The following is a 21,862-nucleotide window of genomic DNA, read 5'->3' as shown; positions in this document are numbered from 1 at the left end:
GGTCTCATTCTCCTTCGTACGTCGCGGGCCCGTCCCCGAGGGACGTCCACAGGTGCAGCAGGGCGTAGGAGCGCCACGGCGCCCACCGCGCGGGGTCGGCCGCTGCGGATCCCGGCAGCGCCGCGAGCGCGTGCCGCACCCCCAGGTCCGTGGGCAGGAAGACGTCGGGATGCCCGAGCGCCCGCAGCGCCACGTAGTCGGCGGTCCACGGCCCGATCCCGGGCAGCGCCAGCAGCCGGGCCCGGACCTCGTCACGGTCCGGCCCGCGATCCAGCACCACGTCGCCGGCGGCCAGCGCGGCGGTCAGGCCGACCAGGGCGCGGCCGCGGGCCCGCGGCATCGGCAGCGCGTCGGGGTCCAGCCCGGCCAGTGTGGCCGCGTCCGGGAACAGGTGGGTCAGCCCCTCCACCCCGGTCTCGTACGGCGTGCCGTGCTCGGCGACCAGGCGGCCGGCCACGGTGCGGGCGCCGGCGACGCTGACCTGCTGCCCCAGCACCGCCCGGGCGGCGATCTCGTCGCCGTCCACGTGGCCCGGCACCCGGAGGCCCGGTCGGCGCGCGAGCAGCGGCGCGAGCAGCGCGTCGCCGCCGAGGTGGTCGGCCACGGCGACGGGGTCGGCGTCGGCGTCGAGGAGGCGTCGTACCCGGGCCACGGCGGCGGCGGTGTCGCGGAGGTCCTCCAGGGTGAACCGCGCACGGACGAAGCCGGTGCCGGCGCCGGCCGGGACGTCGTCGAGCACAAGGCGCACGTGCCCGGGACCGTGCGGCAGGCGCAGGGTGCGGGCATAGGTCGGCGGCCCGCCGTCGGCGTCGTCGACGCGCTCCACGCCGGCGACCGCGCGGGGCCGCAGGAAGTCGGCGAACGCACGCCCGGCGAACGGGGCGCGCACGGCCAGCCGCAGGTCGATCGAGCCGGCCGAGCGCGGACCGCCGCGGCGCCCGCGCAGCTGGGTGGGCGTCGCGGCGTACACCTCGCGCAGCGTGTCGTTGAACTGGCGGACGCTGCTGAAGCCGGCCGCGAACGCCACGTCGGCGAAGGCCAGGTCGGTGGTCTCGACCAGCACCCGGGCGGTCTGGGCACGTTGCGTGCGCGCCAGCGCGAGCGGCCCGGCGCCGAGCTCGGCGCGCAGCACGCGGCCGAGATGGCGGGCGCTGTAGCCGAGCCGCTGGGCCAGCCCCTCGACACCGTCGCGGTCGACCACGCCGTCGGCGATCAGCCGCATCGCGCGGCCGGCGACGCTCGCCCCCAGGTCCCACTCCGGGGATCCGGGCACGGCGTCGGGCAGGCACCGCTTGCAGGCGCGGAAGCCGGCCGCCTGCGCGGAGGCGGCGGTCGGGTGGAAGGTCACGTTGGCAACGGCCGGCGTACGGGCCGGGCAGGAGGGGCGGCAGTAGATCCCGGTGGTGCGGACCGCCGTGTAGAAGACGCCGTCGAACCTGCGGTCGCGCGACCGGACGGCCGCGTAGCAGGTGGTGGGGTCCAGCGTCGGGACGCCGGCGACGGTGGTGCTCATGGCTCCATCCTGCCCGCCGCCCCCGACTGCTTCTAGCGGAAATCGGACAGCACGGCGGCCCCGGGGTCGGCAACCCCCAGCTCGGCCGGCCACAACTCGCAACTCGGCCGACCAGAACCCCCAACGCGGCCGGTCCCCACGACCGACTCGCGTCACCGGGGTTCGGCCTGGACCCAGCTCAGCTCCAGCGTGACGTCGTGCTTCACGTCGTCCTCGATCGCGGCCTCGAGGTCGTCGCCGGGCGGTGGCTCGTCCGCGGAGGCGAAGAGGACCGAGACCCGCCACCCGTCGACCTCGACCGCGAGCAGCCGCGCGGGCTGGATCGGCTCCGCCCAGGCGGTGAACCGACTGGTGGTGGCGACCGAGAGCGCCCGCTCGTCGATGTTGTCGCGCTCGGTCTCGGCGAGCGGCGTCGACAGCAGGCCCAGTACGACGGCCACGACCGCGCCGACCGCGAGCAGCCACCGCCCGGCCACGCCGGCGGCGCCGTAGCCGGCCAGGATCAGCACGCCGCCGACGGCCGCGACGATCGCCACGAAGTTGATCGCGAACAGCAGGAACGCGCCCCAGGCGGCACCGCCGTCGCCGCCGGCCAGCGTCACCCCGGAGGTGCACAGCGGCGGCACCAGCGAGACCGCGATCGCCACGCCCGGGACCGAGGCCGCCACGTCGGCGCGGACCAGCGCGAAGCCGCCCACGGTGCCCGCGGCGAGCGCGATCCCGAGGTCGGCCAGCGTGGGGCTGGTGCGGGCCTGGATCGAGGCGTTGGCGAGGTCGAAGGCGAGGTCGAGCGCGGTGGTGCCGATGACCATCGAGATCAGGTAGACGGTGACGATGCCGCTGGCCAGCAGCGCCGCGCTGCCCAGGGCGTCGCGCCGGCGGCCCGCGACCAGGCCCGCGGTGAGCCCCTGGATCGGCAGCATCAGCGGCGCCACGATCATCGCGCCGATCACCGCCGCGACCGAGTTGGACAGCAGGCCGAAGGTGGCGATCACCGCCGACATCGAGAGCAGCACCAGGAACCGGGCCACCCGGCGCTGTCCGATGCCGGAGACCTCGTCCTCGATCCTGCGGTGCTCGGCCTCGTCCATCTGGCTGCGCTCGAGGTAGGGCGCCGTGGTGAACCGGCGGACCATCGGCGGGGGCGGGGCGAGCACCGCGACCACCGCCCCGGCGAGCCAGGCGAGCCCGATCAGCGCCACCACCGCCTGGCCGAACAGCTCGGGTCGGCCCAGCGCGAGCAGGCCACCGCCCGCCTCGGCGAGCCCCAGCCCGAGCAGCCAGAACAGGATCCCGGCCCGTCGACCGACGACCCCTGCGCCGATCAGGTCGGCGATCCCCCGGACGACGAGCAGGACGCCGAAGCCGACGGCCAGCCGGTACACCGACGTGTCCTGGGCGACCAGGATCAGCGTCACGCCACCCGCCAGCGGCCCGAGGGCGCGCAGCAGCGCCGGCCCGCGGCCACGGGGCTCGAGGCGGGTCGCGGCGTAGGCCTCCAGCCCGGCCAGTGCGAGGGCGGCGAGGCCGGCGGCCACCAGGACCCCCGCCTGCTGGTCCGGGAGGAGCACCCAGGCGGCGAGCACCACCACCGCCACGACGGCGCGGGCCAGCTCCGCCACGCCGGTCGGCCCCGGCGCCGGCATCCGCCAGCCGGGCGGGCCGGTCGTGCCCGGTCCCGACGATCGGTCGCTGGAGGTCTCCGAGGCCACCATGGCCTCAGCATGGCGCGCGCGGCGCCCGAGCGCCGCAGAAACGCGGCGCCGGATCGCGACGGCGAGTCATGCCGTCGGGCCGCCGAGCGCGGTCGCTAGGGTCCCCGCATGACCAACGCCGTCGTGGTCGGCAGCGGGCCGAACGGGTTGACCGCCGCGATCCGGTTGGCGCGTGCCGGGGTCGAGGTGACGGTGGTCGAGGCGGAGACCCGCCCCGGCGGCGGCACCCGGAGCGGCGAGCTCACCGTCCCCGGCGTCCTCCACGACGAGTGCGCCGCGTTCCACCCCACCGGCGTCGCCTCGCCGTACCTCGCCGAGCTCGACCTGGCGCGCCACGGCCTGCGCTGGCGATGGCCGGAGATCGACCTGGCCCACCCCCTCGACGACGGTCGCGCCGGGCTGCTGGCCCGCGACGCCGCTCCGGACGTCGCCGTGACCGCCGCGTCGCTGGGCGCCGACGCCGACCGCTGGCGGCGGCTCGTCGGTCCGGCCGCGCGGCACTTCGACGACCTCGCCGCCGAGGTGCTCGGACCGGTGCTGCACGTGCCCCGGCACCCGTTCACCCTGGCCAGCTTCGGCGCGCGGGCGCTGGCGCCGGCCACGTGGCTGGCGCGCGGCTTCGCCGACGAGCCGGCGCGCGGGCTGCTCACCGGGATCGCGGCGCACGCGTTCGGCCGCCTGGACATCCCGCTGAGCGGGGCGGCCGGCATGCTCCTGGCGGCCGCGGCGCACGCCGTCGGCTGGCCGGTCGCCGAGGGCGGCAGCGAGGCGATCACGCGGGCGCTGCTGGCCGAGCTGGCCGACCACGGCGGCCGGGTGGTGACCGGCCACCGGGTGCGGTCGCTGGCCGAGCTGGGCGAGCACACCGGGCACGCCGCGGCGCCCGACCTCGTGCTCCTCGACACCGCACCGGCCGGAGCGCTGGAGATCCTCGGCGACCGCCTCCCCTCCCGGGTACGGCGGTCCCTGGCCCGCTTCCGGTACGGCCCGGCCGCGTTCAAGGTCGACCTCGCCGTCGACGGCGGCGTCCCCTGGCGCAACCGGAAGTGCCGGCGCGCGGGCACGCTGCACCTGGGCGGCACGGCCGCCGAGATCGCCCGGGTGGAGGCGGCGACCGCCCGCGGCGAGATGCCGGCGGCACCGTTCGTGCTGGTCGGGCAGCAGTACCTGGCCGACCCGACCCGGTCGAACGGGAGCGTCCATCCGGTCTACGCCTACGCGCACGTGCCGCACGGGTACACCGGCGATGCCACCGAGGCCGTGCTGAGCCAGATCGAGCGTTTCGCGCCGGGTGTCCGGGAGCGCATCGTCGCGGTCGCCGCCAAGGGACCGGCGGCGTTGGAGGCCGGCAACGCCAACTACGTCGGCGGGGACATCGGCGCCGGCGCGGCGACCGGCCTGCAGGTGGTGCTGCGTCCCCGCGCGACACGCACCCCTTACGCGACCGGGGTGCCGGGCGTCTACCTGTGCTCCGCCGCGACCCCGCCCGGCGCGGGCGTGCACGGGATGGCCGGCTACCACGCGGCCGGGGCGGCGCTGGCCGGCCTCGCGCGTCGCCCCTGAGAACGCACCAAGAGTTCGACGGCGTCGCCGCAGCGATGGGGCTGCACGCTGCCCGGGTCGAGGACCCGCACGGCGTCGAGCCGGCGCTGCGCGAGGCACTGGCGCACGCCGGGCCGTCGCTGGTCGACGTCGTCACCAACGCCGACGAGATCGCCGTGCCACCGAAGCCGACGGTCGACCAGGCCTGGGGCTTCGCGATCGCCAAGACCAAGGAGCTCCTGGAGTCCCACGCCTGACCCGCACCGCCCGACCGGCCGCGCCGGCGGCTCGCCGGCGGCTCGCCGGCGCGCCCGCTAGCGCGCCGCCGCCCGCTCCGGGGCGGTCGCGACGTGGACGTCGATCGGGGCCGCCGTGGCGGCCCGCCTCCGGCGTACCAGCTTGCTGCCCTCCACCACGAGCGGCAGCGCCAGCGCGAGCGCGATCGAGGCGAGCCACTCCCCGCCGCTGAGCGGGACGGTGAGCAGGGCCTGCTGGAGGCGTGGCAGCTCGGTCGCCAGCACCAGGATCGCCACCGGCACCAGCCCGATGCCGATCGCCTTGAGCACGGGCGCGGAGAGTCCGCTGCCCGGGTCGCGCCGGTTGGTCAGCGCGTTGAAGACGGTGCCCAGACCCATCACCGCGAAGGTCATCGTCATCGCGGCGCTCGCCTCGGTGGTGCTCGGCTCGTCCGGCCCGGCGACCAGCGGAACCAGCGCCGCCAGGAACAGCACGCCGGCGTAGAGCAGCCAGCCGAGGACGGCCGCGCGGTGGGTGATCGGGAGGCTCGGGTCGCGCGGCGGGCGCTCCATGATGTCCGGGTCGCCGGGGTCGACGGCGATGATCACCACGCCGGCCGAGGTGAAGAAGAAGAGCAGGAACAGGATCATCGTCGGGGTCAGCGCGACGCCGTCGTTGATGTCGAAGACGGTCGCCGCCACGAAGAGCATCACCAGCGAGAGCAGCTGGGTCATCTGGTAGCGGACGTAGGAGACGACCTTGTCGTAGACCTTGCGGCCGAGCTCGACGGCGTGCACCAGGGTGCCGAAGTTGTCGTCGGTGAGGATCATCCGGCCGGCCTGCTTGGTGACCTCGCTGCCGCTGCCCATCGCCACGCCGATGTCGGCCTGCTTGAGCGCGGCGGCGTCGTTGACCGCGTCGCCGGTCATCGCCACGACCAGCCCGCTCTCCTGCATCACCCGCGCCAGCCGGAGCTTGTCCTCCGGCGTCACCCGGCCGAAGACGTGGAGCTGGGGAAGCTGGGCGGTCAGCTCGGCGTCGGAGAGGTCGGCCAGCTCCGCGCCGCTGATGGCGCCCGGGCCCAACCCCAGGTCGGCGCCGATGGCCCGGGCGGTCACCGCGTGGTCGCCGGTGATCATCCGGACGTCGATGCCGGCCTTGAGCGCGACCCGGACGGCCTCCTTGGACGAGGGCCGCAACGGGTCGATGATGCCGACCATCCCGACGAAGACCAGGTCCTGGGTGAGCGACATCGGGTCGGCCGTCATGGTGTCCAGGTCGGCCTCGTCGACGAACCGGTAGGCGAACGCGAGGACCCGCAGCCCGCGCTCCCCCATCTCGGCGTTGGCCGCCTCGATGCCGGCACGGGCCTCCTCCATCGACACCGGCTGGTCGCGCAGCGGTCCCCCGGCGCTCGTGCAGCGCGCGATGACGACGTCGGGACCGCCCTTGACCAGCTCGATCACCCGCTCGACGCCCTCGACCTGGACCTTGTGGAAGGTCGCCATGAACTTGTACTCGGAGTCGAAGGGCACCTCCGCCTGGCGCGGGTAGGCGCGCCGGGTCTCCTCCGCGCTGATCCCGAGCTTGGCGGCGAGCACCACCAGCGCCGCCTCGGTGGGGTCGCCGATCACGGTGCCGTCGTCGCTCACCGTCGCATCGCTGTCGAGGACCAGCCCCAGCGCCAGCCGGGTGAAGTCCGGCACCGGAACGCCGGCGACGGAGAGCACCGTCCCGGTCTTGCGGTAGCCCTCGCCCTGCACCTCGAACCACGAGCCGTTGGTGAAGATCGTGGAGACCATCATCTCGTTGAGGGTCAGCGTGCCGGTCTTGTCGGTGTTGATCGCGCTGGTCGCGCCGAGCGTCTCGACGTCGGTCAGGTTCTTCACCACCGCCTTCGACTCGGCCAGCTGCTTGGCGCCCATCGACAGCAGACCGGAGACGAACGCCGGCAGGCCGGTCGGGATGGCCGAGATCGCCATCGCGGTGCCGAGCAGCAGCAGGTCCTTCGCGTCGGTGCCGCGGGCGAATCCGACGACCACGATCAGCGCCACCGCGCCCCAGGCGATGATGCCGAGCACCTTGGTCAGCCCGTCGAGCTCGCGCTGCAGCGGTGACCGGGTGCGGGTGACCTTCGTCAGCATCGAGGCGATCTGACCCATCTGCGTGGCCATCCCGGTCTCGGTGACCACCACGGTCGCCGTGCCGCGGGTCACCGAGGTGTTCTGGAAGAGCATGTTGGCGCGGTCGCCGAGCGGGACGTCGTCCGACTCCAGCACCGCCGCCCCCTTCGCGACCGGGGCGCTCTCGCCGGTCAGCGCGGCCTCCTGGGCCTCCACGGTCGCCGAGCGGACGATCCGGCCGTCGGCGGGCACGATGTCGCCGGCCTCGAGCAGCAGCACGTCCCCGGGGACCAGGTCGACCGCCGGCACCTGCGACACCGCTCCGTCGCGCAGGACCCGGGCCTGGGGCACCTGCATGGTCGACAGCGCGTCCACGCTCTCCCGCGCCTTGAGCTCCTGCCGCGAGCCGAGGAAGACGTTGAAGGCGACGAGCAGCGCGACGATCAGCCCGGTCGAGGCCTCGCCGATCGCGAAGCTGACCACCGCCACGGCGACGAGCATCAGGTTCATCGGGTCGCGCAGCTGCGTGGCGGCGACCGCCCACACCGACGGCGGCTGCTCGCTGGTGATCTCGTTCGGGCCGTAGCGGGCGAGCCGCTGGTCGGCCTCCGCCCCGGAGAGGCCGCCGGCGGCGTCGCTGCCCAGCGCGGCCAGCGCCTCCTCAGCGGTCCGCGCGAACCAGGGCGCGCCCGCGGGCTGGCCGGTCGGGCGGTCGGTCGTCACGTCGTCGCTCATGCGGTGTCCTTCGCCGTACGTCGGATCACGAATCGTTGACAGTGCGAACGTAGTGCCGAATATCGTCGCCGTGTGGCCACGTGGACCACCGGGAGGGGAAGACCATGACCGACGGCGACCCGCAGGCCCACCCCACCGCCCCCGCGGTGGTGCCGCGCTGGGAGTGGCGCACCTTCGCCGGCCCGGCGGACGCGGACGCGCTGCGCGCGGGAACGCTGGCCGCGCTGCCCGCCACGGAGAGCCACGAGAGCGACGAGGTGTACCTGCTGTCCCTCGTCGGCGACGGGTCGGTCAAGCTCCGTGACGGCGTGGTCGACACCAAGGTCCAGCAGCACCTCGACGGACACGGCCTGCAGCAGTGGCGCCCGACGATGAAGGAGCCGTTCCCGCTCGACGCCGACGCCCTGGCCACCGCCTTCGCGGCGGCCGGCGTCGACGCGCCACCGACGGACCGCCCGACCTACTCCGAGCGTGAGGTCGCCGACGAGCTGGTCGGTCCCCGCGACGACCTCCGCCTGGCGCGGGTCCACAAGCTCCGGCGCCGTACGACGTTCGAGGGCTGCCTGGTCGAGGTGACCGACCTGACGGTCGGCGACGGCGACACCACCGCCTCCACCACCACCGTCGCGGTGGAGGCGACGGACCCCGCCCTGGTCGTGGCGGCCGTGGCCCGGCTGGGACTGGCCGAGCGTCACAACACCTGCATGGCGCGCGGGCTCCGCTCGCTGCTCGGGTGGGCGCCGCAGCGGTGCGCGGTGATCGACGTCGGCACCAACTCGGTCAAGCTCGTCCTCGCGGAGCGGCGGGACGGGCGGCTGCACACGCTGGTCGACCGGGCCGTGGTGGCCCGGTTGGGCGAGGGGCTGGCCGAGACCGGTGCGCTGATCGCGCCGGCCATGGATCGGGCCGCTGCCGCGATCGAGGAGATGGCCCGGGAGGCGCGCGCCGGCGGCCCGGTCGAGATCGCCGCTGTCGGCACCGCGGGGCTGCGGATGGCCCCCAACCGGGACGCCTTCGTGGACACGGTCTTCGGCCGGTGCGGGGTGTCGGTCGAGGTGATCTCCGGGCAGGAGGAGGCGCGGCTGGCGTACCTGGCGGCCGTCTCCACCCTGGACGTCGACGGCGAGCACCTGCTGGTCTTCGACTCCGGTGGCGGCAGCAGCCAGTTCACGTTCGGCTCCCCGCGGCAGCCCGGCGAGCAGTTCAGCGTCGACGTCGGCGCGGTCCGGTTCACCGAGCGGTACGGGCTCGACGGCCCGGTCGACGACGGCGTGCTCGACGAGGCCCTCGCCGGCATCGCCGCCGACCTGGACCGGCTCGCGGGACGGCCGCGCCCCGACGCGGTGATCGCGATCGGCGGCACCTCGACCAACCTGGCGGCCGTCCGGCACGGCCTGGCCGACTACGACCCCGACGCGGTGCACGGCACCCGGCTGGACCTGGCCGAGATCGACCGCCAGATCGAGCTCTACCGCGCGCGCACCGCCGACCAGCGCCGCGAGCTCGCGGGACTGCAGCCGGCGCGGGCCGAGGTGATCCTCGCGGGCGCGTGCATCGTCCGCACGATCCTGACCCTCAGCGGCCAGGACACCGTGACCGTCAGCGACCGGGGTCTGCGTCACGGGGTCCTCGCGGAGCGGTTCGATCCCGTCGCGACGTCCTGAGACCCCCTACGCGTCACGTCCTGAGACCCCCTACCCGTCATCGCCGCCGCCCGCGAAGTACGCCAGCGCCGTCCTGGTCTTGGTCTGCTGCGGGGCGCCGAGATCCACGCCCCGGGCCGCCAGGAACTCCTTCGTCTCGGCCGTCACCGCGAACGCGTCGGCCGGGGCGCACTTGGTGGAGAGCTCGAGGATCTGACCGCCGTCCGGATAGGACCACAGCTCGACCACCAGGGGGCGCGGGTAGCCCTCGGGGGTGAACTTGAGCTTGAGGATGTTGATCGGACCGAGCACGGCCAGGTCATCGAGCGCGATGCCGTCGGGGGCATGGTCCTCGAAGAGCGACCGCTGGTGCTTGGTGAAGAGCTTGTGCACCGCCTTCTCGCCGGCGAAGACCCGGCGCAGCAGGCCGTCCTCGACCTTGGCCTTCATCCGCGCGGAGCAGACGAAGCCGCCGGGCAGCGCGTCCACCTCGACGCCGAACCCGGCGGCCTTCCGGAGCTTGTCGGTCAGGTGCGCGGGATCCACCGGCCGTAGCTTCACCACGCTGTCGCCGTCCCGGCGCTGGATGCGCCGCGCGCGGACGACGACGCCGTGCTCGAAGAGGCGGAGGTCAGGGGTGTCGAAGAAGGCCACCTGCCGGATCTCGGCGTCCAGCACGTCCATCCCGAGGCGCTCGACGGTGGCGCGCCGATCGGCCTGCGGGACGGTCACCTTCAGCTCGACCGAGTCCGATCCCTGGAGCAGCGCCAGCAGCTCGCCGAGCTGCTCGTGGGTCAGTCGCGGCGCGATCTCCTCCATCTCCTCGGTGACGACCGGCTCCGGCGCGGTGGAGGCCATCGCGCTCACCCCTTCCTCGTGGTCCTTCACGGAGTCTGCTCCTCTCGTGGGTGACCCGGAACCACCCGGACGGGGGTGAACCCCGTGATCGCGCCCGGTCGGGCCGGCGCCGGTGCTCAGTGGTGCTCAGTGCAGCGCGGCCTTGAGCGCCGCGGCGACCAGCCCGAGCCCGCACCCCGCCGCGCCGCAGACGATGCTGTCGCGGACACCGAGCCCACCACGGCGCCCGGCCAGGTAGCTGTAGAGGGCCAGCAGCGCCACGGTCGCCCACAGCGCGATCCACGCCGCACCGAGCTCGTCCACGCCCAACGCGCGCGCCACCAGCAGGATCGCCAGCGGCACCAGGGACGCCGCCGCCACCGTCCAGGTGTGGGTCGCGGCCGAGCGCAGCGCGTGCAGCGGATGCAGCCGCTGATGGACGGCCGACCCGATCGCGGCGGCGTGCAGGTGCGCGAGCCAGTACACCAGGGTGGTGCCGACGATGGCGGTGGCCAGCTGGAGCGTCGAGTCGACGTGGCCCGCCGTGGCCGCGATCACCGCCGCCGACACGACCGTGCCGGTCATCAGGCCCTCGCCGCCGCGGAGCAGCCCCCAGCGGTCCTCCTCCGGCGTCCGGTCCGGCTCGGCGCTCACGCGGCTCACGCGCCGAGCAGCCGGGCCTTCGCGGCCGCGAACTCGGCATCCGACAGGATGCCCCGTGCGTGGAGGTCGGCGAGCTTCTGCAGCTGGGTGGTCAGGTCGTCGCCCGGGCCGGACGCGGTCGGCGCAGGGGACGGCGCGGCCGGCGCGGCCGGCGGCGCCTCGTAGTAGCCGGGCGGGGCGGCGTACTGCTGCGGGGCGGCGTACTGCTGCGGGGCGGCGTACTGCGGCTGCTGGGACACCTCCTGCTGAGCCCAGCGGTTCGCCTGCCGCCGCGAGACCCGGTTGGAGACGGCGGTCGCCGTGCCGGCGACGACGGCGGTGCGGGCCATCCCGCGGATCAGCCCGGGCATCTCAGACCTCCTCCGCCGCGGCACGGATCTCGGCGACCAGCTCGGCGCCGACCCGCGCCTGGTCGACCAGCTCGCCGCCGGCGTCGCGAACCGCGTCGACGAACGGGATCGCCCAGAGGTTCTCGATCGCCAGCAGCGCCAAGGTGGTCTCCGGGTCGAGGTGCGGCGCGACCTCCTCGGCGTCGTCGCGGTCGAGCCAGCCGCCGGGGATCTCGTCGAGCAGGTCGGCGACGTCGACGTCCAGCTCCTGAGCCACCTGGCCCAGCTCGGCCACCGCCAGGTCGCCCTCGGCGTTCTTGGCGACGACCAGGAGGTCGAGCACCCGGATCAGGTCCGCGGCGACCAGGTCCCTCAGCGCCGGCAGGATCCGACCGTTGAACCGGTTGCCGGGGAAGCGCAGGAAGACGACGTCGACCGGGCCGGTGTTGATGGCGTCCATGGGGGGTCCTCTCGCCGATCGGCTCTGGTGATGACCGCCACAGCGTCGCGCCGTCGCGGGTGGGCAGGGCTCACCCGCGGCGGGGTGGTCCGGGCCGCGCCCCGCCGGGCCTAGTCGCGACGCACCCTGCCGAGGCGTCGTGCCACCGCCGCGGCCTCGGCGCGCGAGCCGCAGCCGAGCTTGCGGTAGATGACCTTGAGGTGGAACTTCACGGTGTTCCGCGACAGGTGGAGCTCGTCGGCGATCTCGCCCACCGTGAGCCTGCTGGGCAGCATCCGGAGCACGTCGCGCTCACGCTCGGTCAGCGCCTGGGCGGCCGCCACCTCCGACCCGCCCAGCGCGTCCTGCGCCGCCCCGTGCCGCACCTGCTGCAACCACGCCTCCGGTACGACGTCGGCCACCCGCTCGAGCCGGTCGAGCAGGCCCGTGGCCGGCGAGCACTCGGCGGCGACGGTCTGGACCAGTCCGTGCTCGGAGGCGAGCCGGGCGGCCCGGCACAGTGCTTCGCGGGCCTCCTCCCCCGACGCGGCACGGGCCCGCAGCAGGTCGACCAGGACGCGCTGGCGGACGGAGCCCTCCGGCACGCCGACCGGCCCCGGGAGGTCGGCCGCTGCCGCGGCCCGGTCGCCGCGACCCAGATGGGTCCGGGCGAGGCCGATCGCGCGCCAGGTCGGCTCGGTGATCCGGCGCGCCGCCTCCTCCGCTCGTCCGGGATCCCCCGCGGCGACCGCGACGACCACCTCGACGGTCTCGACCCACGCGGTCGCCCCGGGCCCGGCGAAGCCGTCCACCATCAGCGACCGCGCCGCCGCCAGCCGTCGCTCCGCGTCCTCGGGCCGGCCGGTGGCCACGTCGCACTCGGCCAGCTCCAGGGCCGCCCGGAACGGCACGTACGGCAGCGGCGTCGTGGGGCGGCCGGCCAGGCCCGCCAGCAGGGTCCGCGCCCGGTCACGCTCGCCGCGCTCGCGGTGGCTGACCGCCTCGGCCAGCGACAGCTCCAGGGAGAGGATGCTCATGCTGGCGACGTGCGCGTGGTCCTCGGTGTCCGCGGCCACGGCCAGCGCCTCGAGCGGCCGCCCGCCCAGCGCCAGGCCGAGGGCACGGGTGCCTTCGAAGGCGAGCTGCCGCGGCCGGTCGACGGCGACCATGCGATGGGCGCGGCGCACCAGCGGTGCCTCGTCATCCCACCGCTCGGTCAACGCGACCCCGCGCGCCAGCACGTTCCACCCGAAGCGGCCGAGCGTGTCCGACCACGGCCGTGCGCCGAAGTGCGCGAGCGCCGCCTCCGCGCACTCCGGCACGGCCGCCCACTCGCCGCGGTGCAGCGCCGCGACCGCCTCCATGAAGCCGATCCGCCCCCGGGTGCGATCGTCCAGGTCGCGGCGGGCGGCCAGCTCGGCGATCCGGTCGACGGTGTCCAGGAGCACCCGCCGGTCGACGACGACGTGGGCCCACGCGTAGTCCAGCGCGGCGTCCAGGTCACCGGCGACGACCTCCGACGGCACCTGCGCGACGGCCTGCACGACGACGGACTCGCGGCCCTCGTCGTAGAGCGTCCCGTTGTTGACGGCCACCGACCGCAGCGCCTGCCGAGGTCGGTCGGCACGCAGCCAGTGCCGGACCGCGAGCGCCGGCTCGCCCGCCTCGTCGTACCACTCGGCGGCCCGGGCGTGCATCCGGCGGCACGCCTCCTGGTCCCGGGCACCGAGGTCACGCTCCACCAGACGGCGGACCAGCTCGTGCTGCGCGTACCACCCGGGCTGTGAGAGCCGGGTCAGGAAGAGCCCGCGGTCGCAGGCGGACTCGAGCACCTCGCCGGCATCGCGCCGGCCGGTCAGCGCCCGCGCCAGGTCCGCGTCGATCCGGTCCACCACCGCGGCGGCGCGCATCACGTCGAGCACCGGCGCGGCCTCGTCCGCCAGCACGTCGTGCCACAGGTAGTCGTCGGTGAGCCGCTCGGCGTCCGAGCCGCGCGGCTCGCCCGATCGCGCCCGGGCGGCGCGGGCGGCGAGGCCGCTGAGCTGCAGGCTGGCCGCCCAGCCGGCCGCGCGCTCGGTGGTCGTCGCGAGCTCGTCCTCCCCGATCTCGGGGGCCAGCCGGCGCAGCATCGCCGCGGCCTCCTCGTCGGAGAACTGCAGCTCGGCGAAGGAGACCTCCCGGAGCCGGCCCTGGGCCCGGAGCCGGTCGACCGGCAGGCCGGGTCGGCGGCGGCCGATCAGCACCAGGCGCAGGCCCTCGGGCAGGTACGCCGCCAGCATGGCGAGCGACCGCACGGCCTCGGGCACGTCGTCGATCAGGTGCACGTCGTCGAGCACCAGGACGGCGGCGTCGAGGGCGGCCGCCTCCAGGTCGCCCAGCAGCGTCGCGACCACCTCGTCCAGCCGTCCGCGCCGGGTCAGCACGGCACGGGCCGAGGTGGCGACGCCCGGGACGACCGTGTCCACGGACGCCAGCAGGCCGGTCCACAGCCGCACGGGGTCACGGTCCCACTCGTCCAGGGAGAGCCACGCGCACGGCAGCGCGGTCTGCGCCGCCCACGAGGCCAGGAGCGCGGTCTTGCCGGAGCCCGCGGGGGCGGAGACGACGACGATCGGCGACGCCAGGGCGTCCTCCAGCAGGTCGAGCAGCCGCGGCCGCTGGACCAGGTGCACGCTCGCGGGCGGACGCAGCTTGGCGAGGAAGAGGGCGGAACCGGGCAGGCGGCTGCCGGTCGTCACCTGCTCCGCGCTCTGGTCCATGTGCCCGCTTCCGCCTCACCCACGCGGATGGACCGGCGCCCTGGCACCGCCGGTCGTCCCACGACCGGGCCGGCCGGCTCGCGCCCGCGGTCCACCTGGACCGATCGTAGGGATCGGCGGGTCCACCCGACAGGGCCCCTGTGACCCGCGGCCCCGGGTCACAGGTCCCGGTCGGGGCCCGCTCCGGCTGGGCTCGGGTCAGGCCAGCGCCCGCGCCTTCAGCGCGTCGTACTCCTCCTGGGTGATCGCGCCGGAGTCGAGCAGCTCCTTGCCGCGGGCGATCTGGTCGGCGGCGCCCGACGAGGACCCGGCGACCTGCCGGATGTAGTCGGCCTGCTGCTCCTGGGCGTCGACCATCCGGGAGAGCTGGCGCTCACCCATGCTGCGGCCGCGGGCGATCAGGTAGATCAACGCGCCGAACCAGGGCACCAGGATCAGCAGGACGGTCCACCCCGCCTTGGCCCAGCCGCTCAGCGTGTGGTCGCCGAACAGGTCCCACAGGCAGCGGAACCAGACCATCAACGCGGTGAACCAGATGAAGAACCAGAAGCTCCAGAGCAGGACGTCCCAGAAGTCGGTGGTGATGGAGTCCATGGCAGCAGTCCCCTTCCCGTCGGCGGCCGCGGGTGGCTCCCGCGTCCCGCAGCGCGACGGGCGTGCACCCGCTGCGCCACCCTCAGCGTCGCCGGCCCCGGGGTGGTGCGGCACCACCCGCGCCCGGGTGGAGCGCGGCGCCCCGGGCTGGACGCCCCATGTCTTTGCCGCCTCGGCTGCCGCGGGATAAGTTACCGACCTACCGTCGGCAACCTCGTCGGCGGCGATCGACAGGACAGCGATGAACGACTCCGCACCCACCGACCGCACCGGCGACCCCGCGACCCCCGACCTCGCCCCGGCCTGGTGGCGGTGGCTGGTGCTGGCCGTCGCCGCGGCCGGCCTGCTGGTGGTGGCCTGGGCCTGCCTCACCGAGTGGGGTGGCGTGGTCCACGGCCACCCGGCGTACGCCGTGCTGCTGGCCGTCACCGCCCTCGGCGGCCTGCTCGTCGTGTGGCGCGCTCGACGCGCGCTCCCCCGCCGCCGGGGCTGGCGGCGGGCACTCGGCATCGCGCTGCTGGTCGCCGGCGTCGCCTGGGTCGCCGCCGTCGCGTGGCTCCGCCCGCTGAGCGCGGTCGAGCCCGCACTGGGCGCGATGCGCTCCGACGCCGCCGTCACGGTCACCGAGTCCGCCACCCGGATCGAGCTGTCCCCGACCGGCGGGACCAGCCCGACCGGGGTCTTCTTCCAGCCGGGGGCGAAGGTCGACCCCCGCGCGTACGCCGCCGTGCTCCGCCCGCTCGCGGAGGCCGGCCACACGGTCGTCATCACCAAGCAGCCGCTGAGCATCGCGTTCCTCTCCGTCGGCGCCTTCGACGGTGCCCGCGGCGACTACCCCGACGTCGAGAGGTGGGTCGTCGGCGGACACTCCCTGGGCGGCGTGGTGGCCGCGATCGAGGCCGACGACGCCGACGAGGACGCCGATGCTCCCGCGGTCGGGCTGCTGCTCTACGCCTCCTACCCCGCCGAGGACGTCAGCGACTCCCTGAGCACGGCGGTGGCGTCGATCTCCGGATCCCGCGACGGCCTCTCCACCCCGGAGCGGATCGAGGAGTCCCGCGCCGACCTGCCCGCCGACGCCGACTTCACCGTGGTCGACGGCGCCGCGCACGCGTTCTTCGGCGACTACGGCACCCAGCCGGGCGACGGCACGCCCACGATCAGCCAGGACGCGGCCCGCCAGCAGATCTCGGCGGCCAGCGTCGAGTTCGTCGACGGCATCGACGAGGCGCTCGGCGACTGACCGCGACCGACGCGACTGAGCGTCACCGGGCGCGACCGGCCGCGACCGGCCGCCATCGGGTGGGCAGCTCCGCTCAGCCGGTCGACGCGCTCCCCGGTGCCGGCGACTCGGAGACCTCCACGTCTCCGCACTCGTCGAGCAGCGGGCGGGTCTCGTTGTCGATGTCCTCCAGCCGGTCCAGCAGCTCCACGATCCGGTCCGGCCGGAAGCCCTCCACGGAGTTGGTGCCGTCGCGGATCAGCGACAGCGCCTCGCGCAGGTTCTCCGCGGCCTGCTGACACGCGCCGGGGACGGTGATCACGGTGGCCCCCGTGGAGGGGCTGGGGCCGTCCGTCGTCGCCGACGGCTCCGCCGGCGCCCCGGGCTCGTCGCCGCCCGACGCGGCCGCGACCAGCAGCCCGCCGAGGACCACCCCGACGAGGAAGGTCGCCGCGGGGACCAGTCGACCCGGCCACGGGTTGCGGCGCGGCAGCACCGCCCCGGAGGCCGGTCCGGCGCTGTGACCGGAGGGTCGGTCGGGGTGCGTGGTCGGCTCGTCGTGCTCGCTCATCTCGATCACCTCTGGTGTAGAGCCTTCCCATTCGGGTAGAGGTCACACGGAGACCGGAGGGACGATCGATGCGTCGCACCGTAGGAGCCGCTGACAGCCGTACCGTGCACACCTGGGACGGCCTGGTCCTGTTCTGGGTGGCGCTGTGGGTCGTGGTCGGCGCCTGGACCGGGGTCACCCTGTGGCAGGCCGCCGACGCCGGCGACACGATCTCCCGCTCGGGTCGCGCCACCAGCGCCGCCGGGGAGGGCCTGGCCAGCATGGCCGACGTGCCGCTCGTGGGCGACCGGCCGGGCGAGATCGGCCGCCAGATCGCGCAGAGCGGCACCGAGATCACCGCCCGCGGGCAGGAGGTGAAGGGCCAGCTCCGCCAGCTGGCGCTGCTGCTCGGGATCTCGATCACCGTCATCCCGATCGCCTCGGTCGCGGCCCTCTACCTGCCTCCGCGGCTCGCGCGCCACCGCACGGTGGTCAGCCTGCGCCGTTCCCTGGCGGAATCGGGGATGGGGCCGGCGCTGGAGGGCTACCTCGCGGCGCACGCGATGGCCAACCTGCCCGTCGAGGTGGTGCTGCCGCTCGTCACCTCGGCCCGGATGGACGACGACGCGCGGCGCCGCCTGGCGCGCGCGGAGCTCGCGCGGCTGGGGATCTCGGTGCGGTGACCGGCGGCTCGCCCGATCCGGGCGCGGGGCGGGAGGCACCCGGCCGGGAGGGCGGCCGGGCGGCGCGTGCGTTCGCCCGATCCGTCGTCCGCGCACGGTGGGCGATCCTCGCGCTCTGGGCGTGCGCGCTGGTCGGCCTGACGCTGGCCCCCGCGGCCGACCGTCCCGGCGGCAGCGGTCTGCGCGGCGTGCTCTCCGCGGACACCCCCGCGGTGCAGACCGAGATCCGGTCGGTGGAGATCTTCGGGTTCCCGCTCAGCTCCCGGACCGTCGTGGTGCAGCGCGACGCGGACGGGCTGTCGCCGTACGCGCACGCCCGGACGGTGGTCCGCGCGGCGGCCGTCGATCGCGGCAAGGCCGGCGACGTGGCGCCGATCCGGGGGGCGCTGCCGCTGACCAACGCGCGCGGGCTCTTCCCCGGCGCGCGGGAGTCCGGCACCACCGCCCTGACCTACCTGCTGTTCGGACCGGGCACCTCGCTGGGGGCCCGTACCCGGGCGGCCCATCGGTACGCCGACCGCTTCTTCACCGAGCGCGACCACGTCGTCGGCGTCACCGGGTCCGCGCCCGCGCGCATCGCCCAGGGCAGCATCATCCGCAGCTCCCTGCCGACGGTGGAGCTGGCGACGCTGCTGGCCATCGCGTTGATCGTCGCGGCGAGCTTCCGCTCGCTGGTGGCCCCGCTGGTCACCGCCGGAACCGCCGCCACCGCCTACGTGGTCACGCTGCACGTCTCCGGCTACGTGGCCGCGCTGCTGGACCTGCCCAGCCCCGACGAGCTGGAGCCGGTCGTCGTGGCGCTGCTGCTGGGCGTGGTCACCGACTACGTGGTCTTCTTCTGCTCCGCGCTGCGCGACCTGGGCCCCGGCCGGCGCTCCACCGCCGCCGGCCGCGACGTCGCTGCCCGCGCCATCGCCCGTTCGGCGCCGATCGTCGGCGTCGCCGGCCTGGCGGTCGCGGCGGGCACGGCCGCGCTGCTCGCGGCCGAGTCGCCGTTCTTCCGCACGTTGGGGCCGGCGCTGGCGCTGACGGTGCTGGTCGGCCTCCTCGTCGCGATCACCCTGGTCCCCGCCCTGCTCGCCGTGCTCGGCGACCGGATCTTCTGGCCGGGGCGCCGGGCATCGGGACGTCGACCTCCGGCCTCGGTCTGGGCCTCGCGGTGGGCCCGCCTGGTCCGGGTACGCCGGCCGCGCTGGCCGCGCCGCGCCGTCGAGTCGATCGCCGGCAGCCGGCGGGTCGCCGGCGCCGTGCTCGGCGGCTGCGTGACCATCCTGCTCCTCGCCTCGGCGCCGTTGCTCCGGCTCGACCTGGGCGTCTCCTTCGTGGACACGCTGCCCGCCCGCGAGCCGGTGCGGGAGGCCGCGTCCGCCGCGCAGGCGGGCTTCGCGGAGGGGATCCTCTCCCCCACGGTCGTGCTGCTCGAGGGGAAGGGCATCGGGCGGCGCCACGAGGCGCTGACCGCGCTCGGCACCGCGCTCGAACGCCAGCCGGGAGTGGCCGGCGTGCTCGGCCCGGGGGCCATGCCGGTCCGCGCGGAGGCCGGGGTGCTGGTGGCCCGCGACGGCGACGCGGCCCGGTACCTCGTCGTGCTGGACTCCGACCCCGGCGGCGCCGACGCGGTGCACGACATCGACCGGCTGAGCGACCGGCTGCCCGCATTGGCCGCCCGCGCGGGGTTGCGGGGGGCCACGGCCTCGCTGGGCGGCGACACCGCCACCGCGTCGTACCTGGTCCACCAGACGCAGGACGACCTGATCCGGATCGCGCTGGCCGCGCTCGCGGCGAACCTGGTGATGCTGCTGGTCTTCCTCCGCTCGGTGCTGGCCTCGGTCCTGCTGCTGGGCAGCTCGCTGCTCTCGCTCGGCGCGACCCTCACCGTGACGGGCGCGGTGTTCGACGTGCTGGCGCCCGGCCAGGGGCTGACCTTCTACGTCCCGTTCGCCGCCGCGGTGCTGCTGCTGGCGTTCGGGTCGGACTACAACATCTTCACCGTCGGTCACGTCTGGGAGGCTGCCCACGGTCGTTCCGTCCGCCACGCCCTGCTGGCCGCGCTGCCCTCGGCGCTCAGCGCGGTCGCGGTGGCCGGCCTGGCCCTGGGCACCAGCTTCGGCCTGCTCGGCCTGGTCCCGCTGCTGCCCTTCCGGCAGCTGGCCTTCGCCGTCGCGCTGGGGATCACGCTGGACGTGTTCGTGGTCCGCCTGCTGATGGTGCCCGCACTGCTCACCGTGCTCGGACCGGCGGCGGCCTGGCCGAGCAACCGGTTCGTCCGGCCCACGGAGAGACGTACGACGGTCGATCCCTGACGCGGTGCACGGATCGCCGCCGTCCGCCTCCTTGACCGGGGTCGAGCCCGAGTGCTTAGGTGCGATGGCTCCACCCCTCTCAGCCAGGAGGCAACGGTGCCGCTGCGAACCGGGACGAAGATCAAGTGGGGCACGGTGACGGTCGGGGGCACGACCGCGGCGCAGACCCCCAGGATGGGAGAGGCGGACTCCGGCGGGCAGCAGGCCAGCGTCCTGCTCCAGATGAACGTCGCGGGCTACGTGCAGGCCGTCGACGCGAACGACACCGACAGCGCCAACGAGTACTACGTCGTGGCCGACCTCGCCGCGGGGAGCACGTTCTCCCCGGGCCAGATGGGTGGAAACACCCGCGAGTGCCGCGGGTACTACACGCACTCGGTCGACACCAGGCTGTGGTTCGACGACGGCGCCTACGCCGTCGACACCGAGACCCCCCAGCCGTCGTCGGCCGGCGGGTCCGGGTCCTCCTCCACGTCCAGCAGCACGACCGTGGGGTTCTTCGGACACCAGCTGACCGCGAGCGAGTCGTGGTCGGCCTCGCAGTCGGCATCGCGCGGCTACCAGGACTTCGAGACCGAGAGCCACACCAGCCACAAGAGCAACCTCGGCGGCAGCGAGGTGGTGCACCAGCGCTTCCCCCTGCGCCTGAGCAACGCGGGCCCGTACGTGAACCCGTTCAGCCTGGTGGGATCGGACCAGTACCTGGCCGGCCTCCCACCGCGCGCCGCGGGCAACCTCCCGCTCGTCACAGCGGCGTCCTTCAAGGCGCTCGCGCCGCAGAAGCAGTACCCGAGGACCGCGCGGCTGCACGTCTCGGTCACCGTGTGGATGGCGAAGGTGATCTGGTGGAGCAATGCGCCCGCGCACTGGTTCAAGAACCCGGTCGGCCAGAAGGTCCAGCTGGTCGGGGAGGGAACGGCACTGGTCAGGCCCGGCGACTACGACCTGACCCGGGGTCCAGGTGACTACCCGATGCAGACCTTGGGCGTCGTGACCGGCTCGTACATCGCGCTGCCGTGGTCCCACGAGTTCTCCTGGGCGTTCGACGTCGACTTCGCGAAGGGCAGGGTGACCCCGGCATGACTGACTGGCGCGCATGGGCCGCCACCGTCGGGAACCCCACGGTGGATCGGGGCCGCGCCTCCTTCCCGTTCGACAGGACCGCCAAGACGGTTCTCGACAACGTCCCCGACGGGCTGATCGCCTCCGAGAAGGTCCTTGACGGCTTCCTCGACCCGCCGGCAGAGAGGGAGGACTGGTATTCCTACCGGGTCTGGCGGGAGGCGTTCCAGGAGCTCCGGTTCGACGACGGGGTCGATGGCAACGAGCTCGGGGACCTCAAGGCGCGCTTCACCCGCGTCCAGGAGAACCTCGAGCGCTGGGCGGCACTCCGGCCCGAGATGCCGGACGGATACGCCACGACGATCCCGGCCGAGATGCGCAAGGCGGGGTCCACGGCCTACGACGAGCTGGCGGCCCTCACCAAGGGGCCACTCACCGAGCTCTGCGCGCGCGACGACGTCGCGGCGGAGACCAAGACCGCCCTGGACAACCTCGGCCAGTGCCTGTGGGAGCACATCCAGTGCTGCGGCATCGAGCTCGAGGCCTCCGGAACGAGCATCCCGGTCGACCTCGTCCGCCACCGCGTCGAGGCCGCCATCGTGGCGCCCTGGCAGTCCGGCGTGACCCCCGAGAACGTCGACTCCGGCGGCATCGCGATCGCCAGCCACCGACTGGGCGCGACGACCGACGGTGGCGAGGGCACGGGTGCGGGTGGCGGTGACGGTGACGGCGGCGAAGGCACGCGAGACGGTGACGGCACGGGTGGCGAGGGCAAGGGCACGGGTGACGGCGGCGAGAGCGGCGGCGGCGAGCCCGGCGGCGGCGAGCCCGGCGGCGGCGAGCCCGGCGGCGGCGAGCCCGGCGGCGGCCTGATCGAGCTCTAGCCCGCACACCGGCGGTCGGTACGGACGGC

General features: G+C 75.0%; 18 protein-coding genes. 8 read left to right on the top strand and 10 right to left on the bottom strand.

The genetic code is table 11. The annotated features are described in order from the left end of the window. Positions 1-4 precede the first annotated feature (4 nt). Positions 5-1,513 carry a DNA-3-methyladenine glycosylase 2 gene (locus tag E8D34_RS07385; RefSeq protein WP_136593965.1) on the bottom strand — a complete coding sequence of 503 codons (1,509 nt, stop codon included), beginning with the start codon at positions 1,511-1,513 and terminating at the stop codon, positions 5-7. Between the two features lie 152 nt (positions 1,514-1,665). Beyond that, positions 1,666-3,228, bottom strand: coding sequence for a DUF389 domain-containing protein (locus E8D34_RS07380; protein ID WP_136593964.1), 1,563 nt, complete (start codon positions 3,226-3,228; stop codon positions 1,666-1,668). A gap of 108 nt (positions 3,229-3,336) precedes the next feature. On the opposite strand from E8D34_RS07380, the gene E8D34_RS07375 reads away from it, so the two are divergent. Both E8D34_RS07375 and E8D34_RS21520 read left to right on the top strand, forming a co-directional pair. Beyond that, positions 3,337-4,791, top strand: a complete 1,455-nt coding sequence (locus tag E8D34_RS07375) for an NAD(P)/FAD-dependent oxidoreductase (RefSeq protein WP_136593963.1) — start codon at positions 3,337-3,339, stop codon at positions 4,789-4,791. After that, a complete protein-coding gene (locus tag E8D34_RS21520) occupies positions 4,695-5,027 on the top strand; it encodes a thiamine pyrophosphate-dependent enzyme (protein WP_276606583.1) in 333 nt (110 codons plus the stop codon). Before E8D34_RS07375 ends, E8D34_RS21520 begins: the two co-directional genes overlap by 97 nt. 57 nt (positions 5,028-5,084) lie before the next feature. Here the strand turns inward: E8D34_RS21520 and E8D34_RS07365 are convergent, their stop codons facing one another. After that, on the bottom strand, positions 5,085-7,865 hold the full coding sequence (locus E8D34_RS07365) for a cation-translocating P-type ATPase (protein WP_136593961.1): 2,781 nt from the start codon (positions 7,863-7,865) through the stop codon (positions 5,085-5,087). A gap of 104 nt (positions 7,866-7,969) precedes the next feature. Between E8D34_RS07365 and E8D34_RS07360 the strand changes: the two genes are divergently transcribed. Further along, positions 7,970-9,529 carry a Ppx/GppA family phosphatase gene (locus E8D34_RS07360; RefSeq protein ID WP_136593960.1) on the top strand — a complete coding sequence of 520 codons (1,560 nt, stop codon included), beginning with the start codon at positions 7,970-7,972 and terminating at the stop codon, positions 9,527-9,529. Positions 9,530-9,559: 30 nt separating this feature from the next. Here E8D34_RS07360 and E8D34_RS07355 read toward each other — a convergent pair whose 3' ends face one another. From E8D34_RS07355 to E8D34_RS07330, 6 genes are all read right to left on the bottom strand, one after another. Then, positions 9,560-10,396: an adenylate cyclase gene (locus E8D34_RS07355; protein WP_136593959.1), complete on the bottom strand. Its 837-nt coding sequence runs from the start codon at positions 10,394-10,396 to the stop codon at positions 9,560-9,562. A gap of 96 nt (positions 10,397-10,492) precedes the next feature. Then, positions 10,493-11,008 (bottom strand): hypothetical protein, encoded by a 516-nt coding sequence (locus E8D34_RS07350; protein ID WP_136593958.1) that lies wholly within the window; start codon positions 11,006-11,008, stop codon positions 10,493-10,495. Beyond that, positions 11,005-11,358 carry an SHOCT domain-containing protein gene (locus E8D34_RS07345; RefSeq protein WP_136593957.1) on the bottom strand — a complete coding sequence of 118 codons (354 nt, stop codon included), beginning with the start codon at positions 11,356-11,358 and terminating at the stop codon, positions 11,005-11,007. Before E8D34_RS07345 ends, E8D34_RS07350 begins: the two co-directional genes overlap by 4 nt. 1 nt (position 11,359) lies before the next feature. Further along, complete coding sequence (locus E8D34_RS07340) at positions 11,360-11,797, bottom strand: DUF6325 family protein (protein ID WP_136593956.1); 438 nt, start codon at positions 11,795-11,797, stop codon at positions 11,360-11,362. Between the two features lie 110 nt (positions 11,798-11,907). Beyond that, positions 11,908-14,535 (bottom strand): LuxR C-terminal-related transcriptional regulator, encoded by a 2,628-nt coding sequence (locus tag E8D34_RS07335; protein ID WP_136593955.1) that lies wholly within the window; start codon positions 14,533-14,535, stop codon positions 11,908-11,910. Between the two features lie 198 nt (positions 14,536-14,733). Then, positions 14,734-15,129 carry an SHOCT domain-containing protein gene (locus E8D34_RS07330; RefSeq protein ID WP_136593954.1) on the bottom strand — a complete coding sequence of 132 codons (396 nt, stop codon included), beginning with the start codon at positions 15,127-15,129 and terminating at the stop codon, positions 14,734-14,736. Between the two features lie 241 nt (positions 15,130-15,370). Between E8D34_RS07330 and E8D34_RS07325 the strand changes: the two genes are divergently transcribed. Then, the gene (locus E8D34_RS07325) at positions 15,371-16,372 is read left to right on the top strand and encodes an alpha/beta hydrolase (protein ID WP_136593953.1); all 1,002 of its coding nucleotides are present in this window, start codon (positions 15,371-15,373) and stop codon (positions 16,370-16,372) included. Between the two features lie 73 nt (positions 16,373-16,445). Here the strand turns inward: E8D34_RS07325 and E8D34_RS07320 are convergent, their stop codons facing one another. Beyond that, positions 16,446-16,922 (bottom strand): hypothetical protein, encoded by a 477-nt coding sequence (locus E8D34_RS07320; protein WP_136593952.1) that lies wholly within the window; start codon positions 16,920-16,922, stop codon positions 16,446-16,448. A 68-nt stretch (positions 16,923-16,990) separates the two neighbouring features. On the opposite strand from E8D34_RS07320, the gene E8D34_RS20705 reads away from it, so the two are divergent. From E8D34_RS20705 to E8D34_RS07305, 4 genes are all read left to right on the top strand, one after another. After that, positions 16,991-17,584, top strand: coding sequence for a hypothetical protein (locus tag E8D34_RS20705; protein WP_168929363.1), 594 nt, complete (start codon positions 16,991-16,993; stop codon positions 17,582-17,584). Beyond that, on the top strand, positions 17,581-19,887 hold the full coding sequence (locus E8D34_RS07315) for an MMPL family transporter (RefSeq protein WP_168929362.1): 2,307 nt from the start codon (positions 17,581-17,583) through the stop codon (positions 19,885-19,887). Before E8D34_RS20705 ends, E8D34_RS07315 begins: the two co-directional genes overlap by 4 nt. 96 nt (positions 19,888-19,983) lie before the next feature. Next, positions 19,984-20,970 (top strand): hypothetical protein, encoded by a 987-nt coding sequence (locus tag E8D34_RS07310; protein WP_136593950.1) that lies wholly within the window; start codon positions 19,984-19,986, stop codon positions 20,968-20,970. Then, positions 20,967-21,833 carry a hypothetical protein gene (locus tag E8D34_RS07305; RefSeq protein WP_136593949.1) on the top strand — a complete coding sequence of 289 codons (867 nt, stop codon included), beginning with the start codon at positions 20,967-20,969 and terminating at the stop codon, positions 21,831-21,833. The genes E8D34_RS07310 and E8D34_RS07305 overlap by 4 nt, the downstream gene beginning before the upstream one ends. Positions 21,834-21,862 lie beyond the last annotated feature (29 nt).

It is taken from the genome of Nocardioides sp. GY 10113 (assembly GCF_004919105.1).
In the GTDB taxonomy this organism is placed as follows: domain Bacteria; phylum Actinomycetota; class Actinomycetes; order Propionibacteriales; family Nocardioidaceae; genus Nocardioides.
This window is presented reverse-complemented; position numbering and strand designations above follow the sequence as displayed.

Coding starts and splice junctions, on each gene's coding strand:
- E8D34_RS07380 (WP_136593964.1), bottom strand. CDS start 3,228: ATGGTGGCCTCGGAGACCTCCAGCGACCGATCGTCGGGACCGGGCACG.
- E8D34_RS07345 (WP_136593957.1), bottom strand. CDS start 11,358: ATGCCCGGGCTGATCCGCGGGATGGCCCGCACCGCCGTCGTCGCCGGC.
- E8D34_RS20705 (WP_168929363.1), top strand. CDS start 16,991: ATGCGTCGCACCGTAGGAGCCGCTGACAGCCGTACCGTGCACACCTGG.
- E8D34_RS07375 (WP_136593963.1), top strand. CDS start 3,337: ATGACCAACGCCGTCGTGGTCGGCAGCGGGCCGAACGGGTTGACCGCC.
- E8D34_RS07365 (WP_136593961.1), bottom strand. CDS start 7,865: ATGAGCGACGACGTGACGACCGACCGCCCGACCGGCCAGCCCGCGGGC.
- E8D34_RS07325 (WP_136593953.1), top strand. CDS start 15,371: ATGAACGACTCCGCACCCACCGACCGCACCGGCGACCCCGCGACCCCC.
- E8D34_RS07305 (WP_136593949.1), top strand. CDS start 20,967: ATGACTGACTGGCGCGCATGGGCCGCCACCGTCGGGAACCCCACGGTG.
- E8D34_RS07340 (WP_136593956.1), bottom strand. CDS start 11,797: ATGGACGCCATCAACACCGGCCCGGTCGACGTCGTCTTCCTGCGCTTC.
- E8D34_RS07330 (WP_136593954.1), bottom strand. CDS start 15,129: ATGGACTCCATCACCACCGACTTCTGGGACGTCCTGCTCTGGAGCTTC.
- E8D34_RS07360 (WP_136593960.1), top strand. CDS start 7,970: ATGACCGACGGCGACCCGCAGGCCCACCCCACCGCCCCCGCGGTGGTG.
- E8D34_RS07320 (WP_136593952.1), bottom strand. CDS start 16,922: ATGAGCGAGCACGACGAGCCGACCACGCACCCCGACCGACCCTCCGGT.
- E8D34_RS07385 (WP_136593965.1), bottom strand. CDS start 1,513: ATGAGCACCACCGTCGCCGGCGTCCCGACGCTGGACCCCACCACCTGC.
- E8D34_RS07335 (WP_136593955.1), bottom strand. CDS start 14,535: ATGGACCAGAGCGCGGAGCAGGTGACGACCGGCAGCCGCCTGCCCGGT.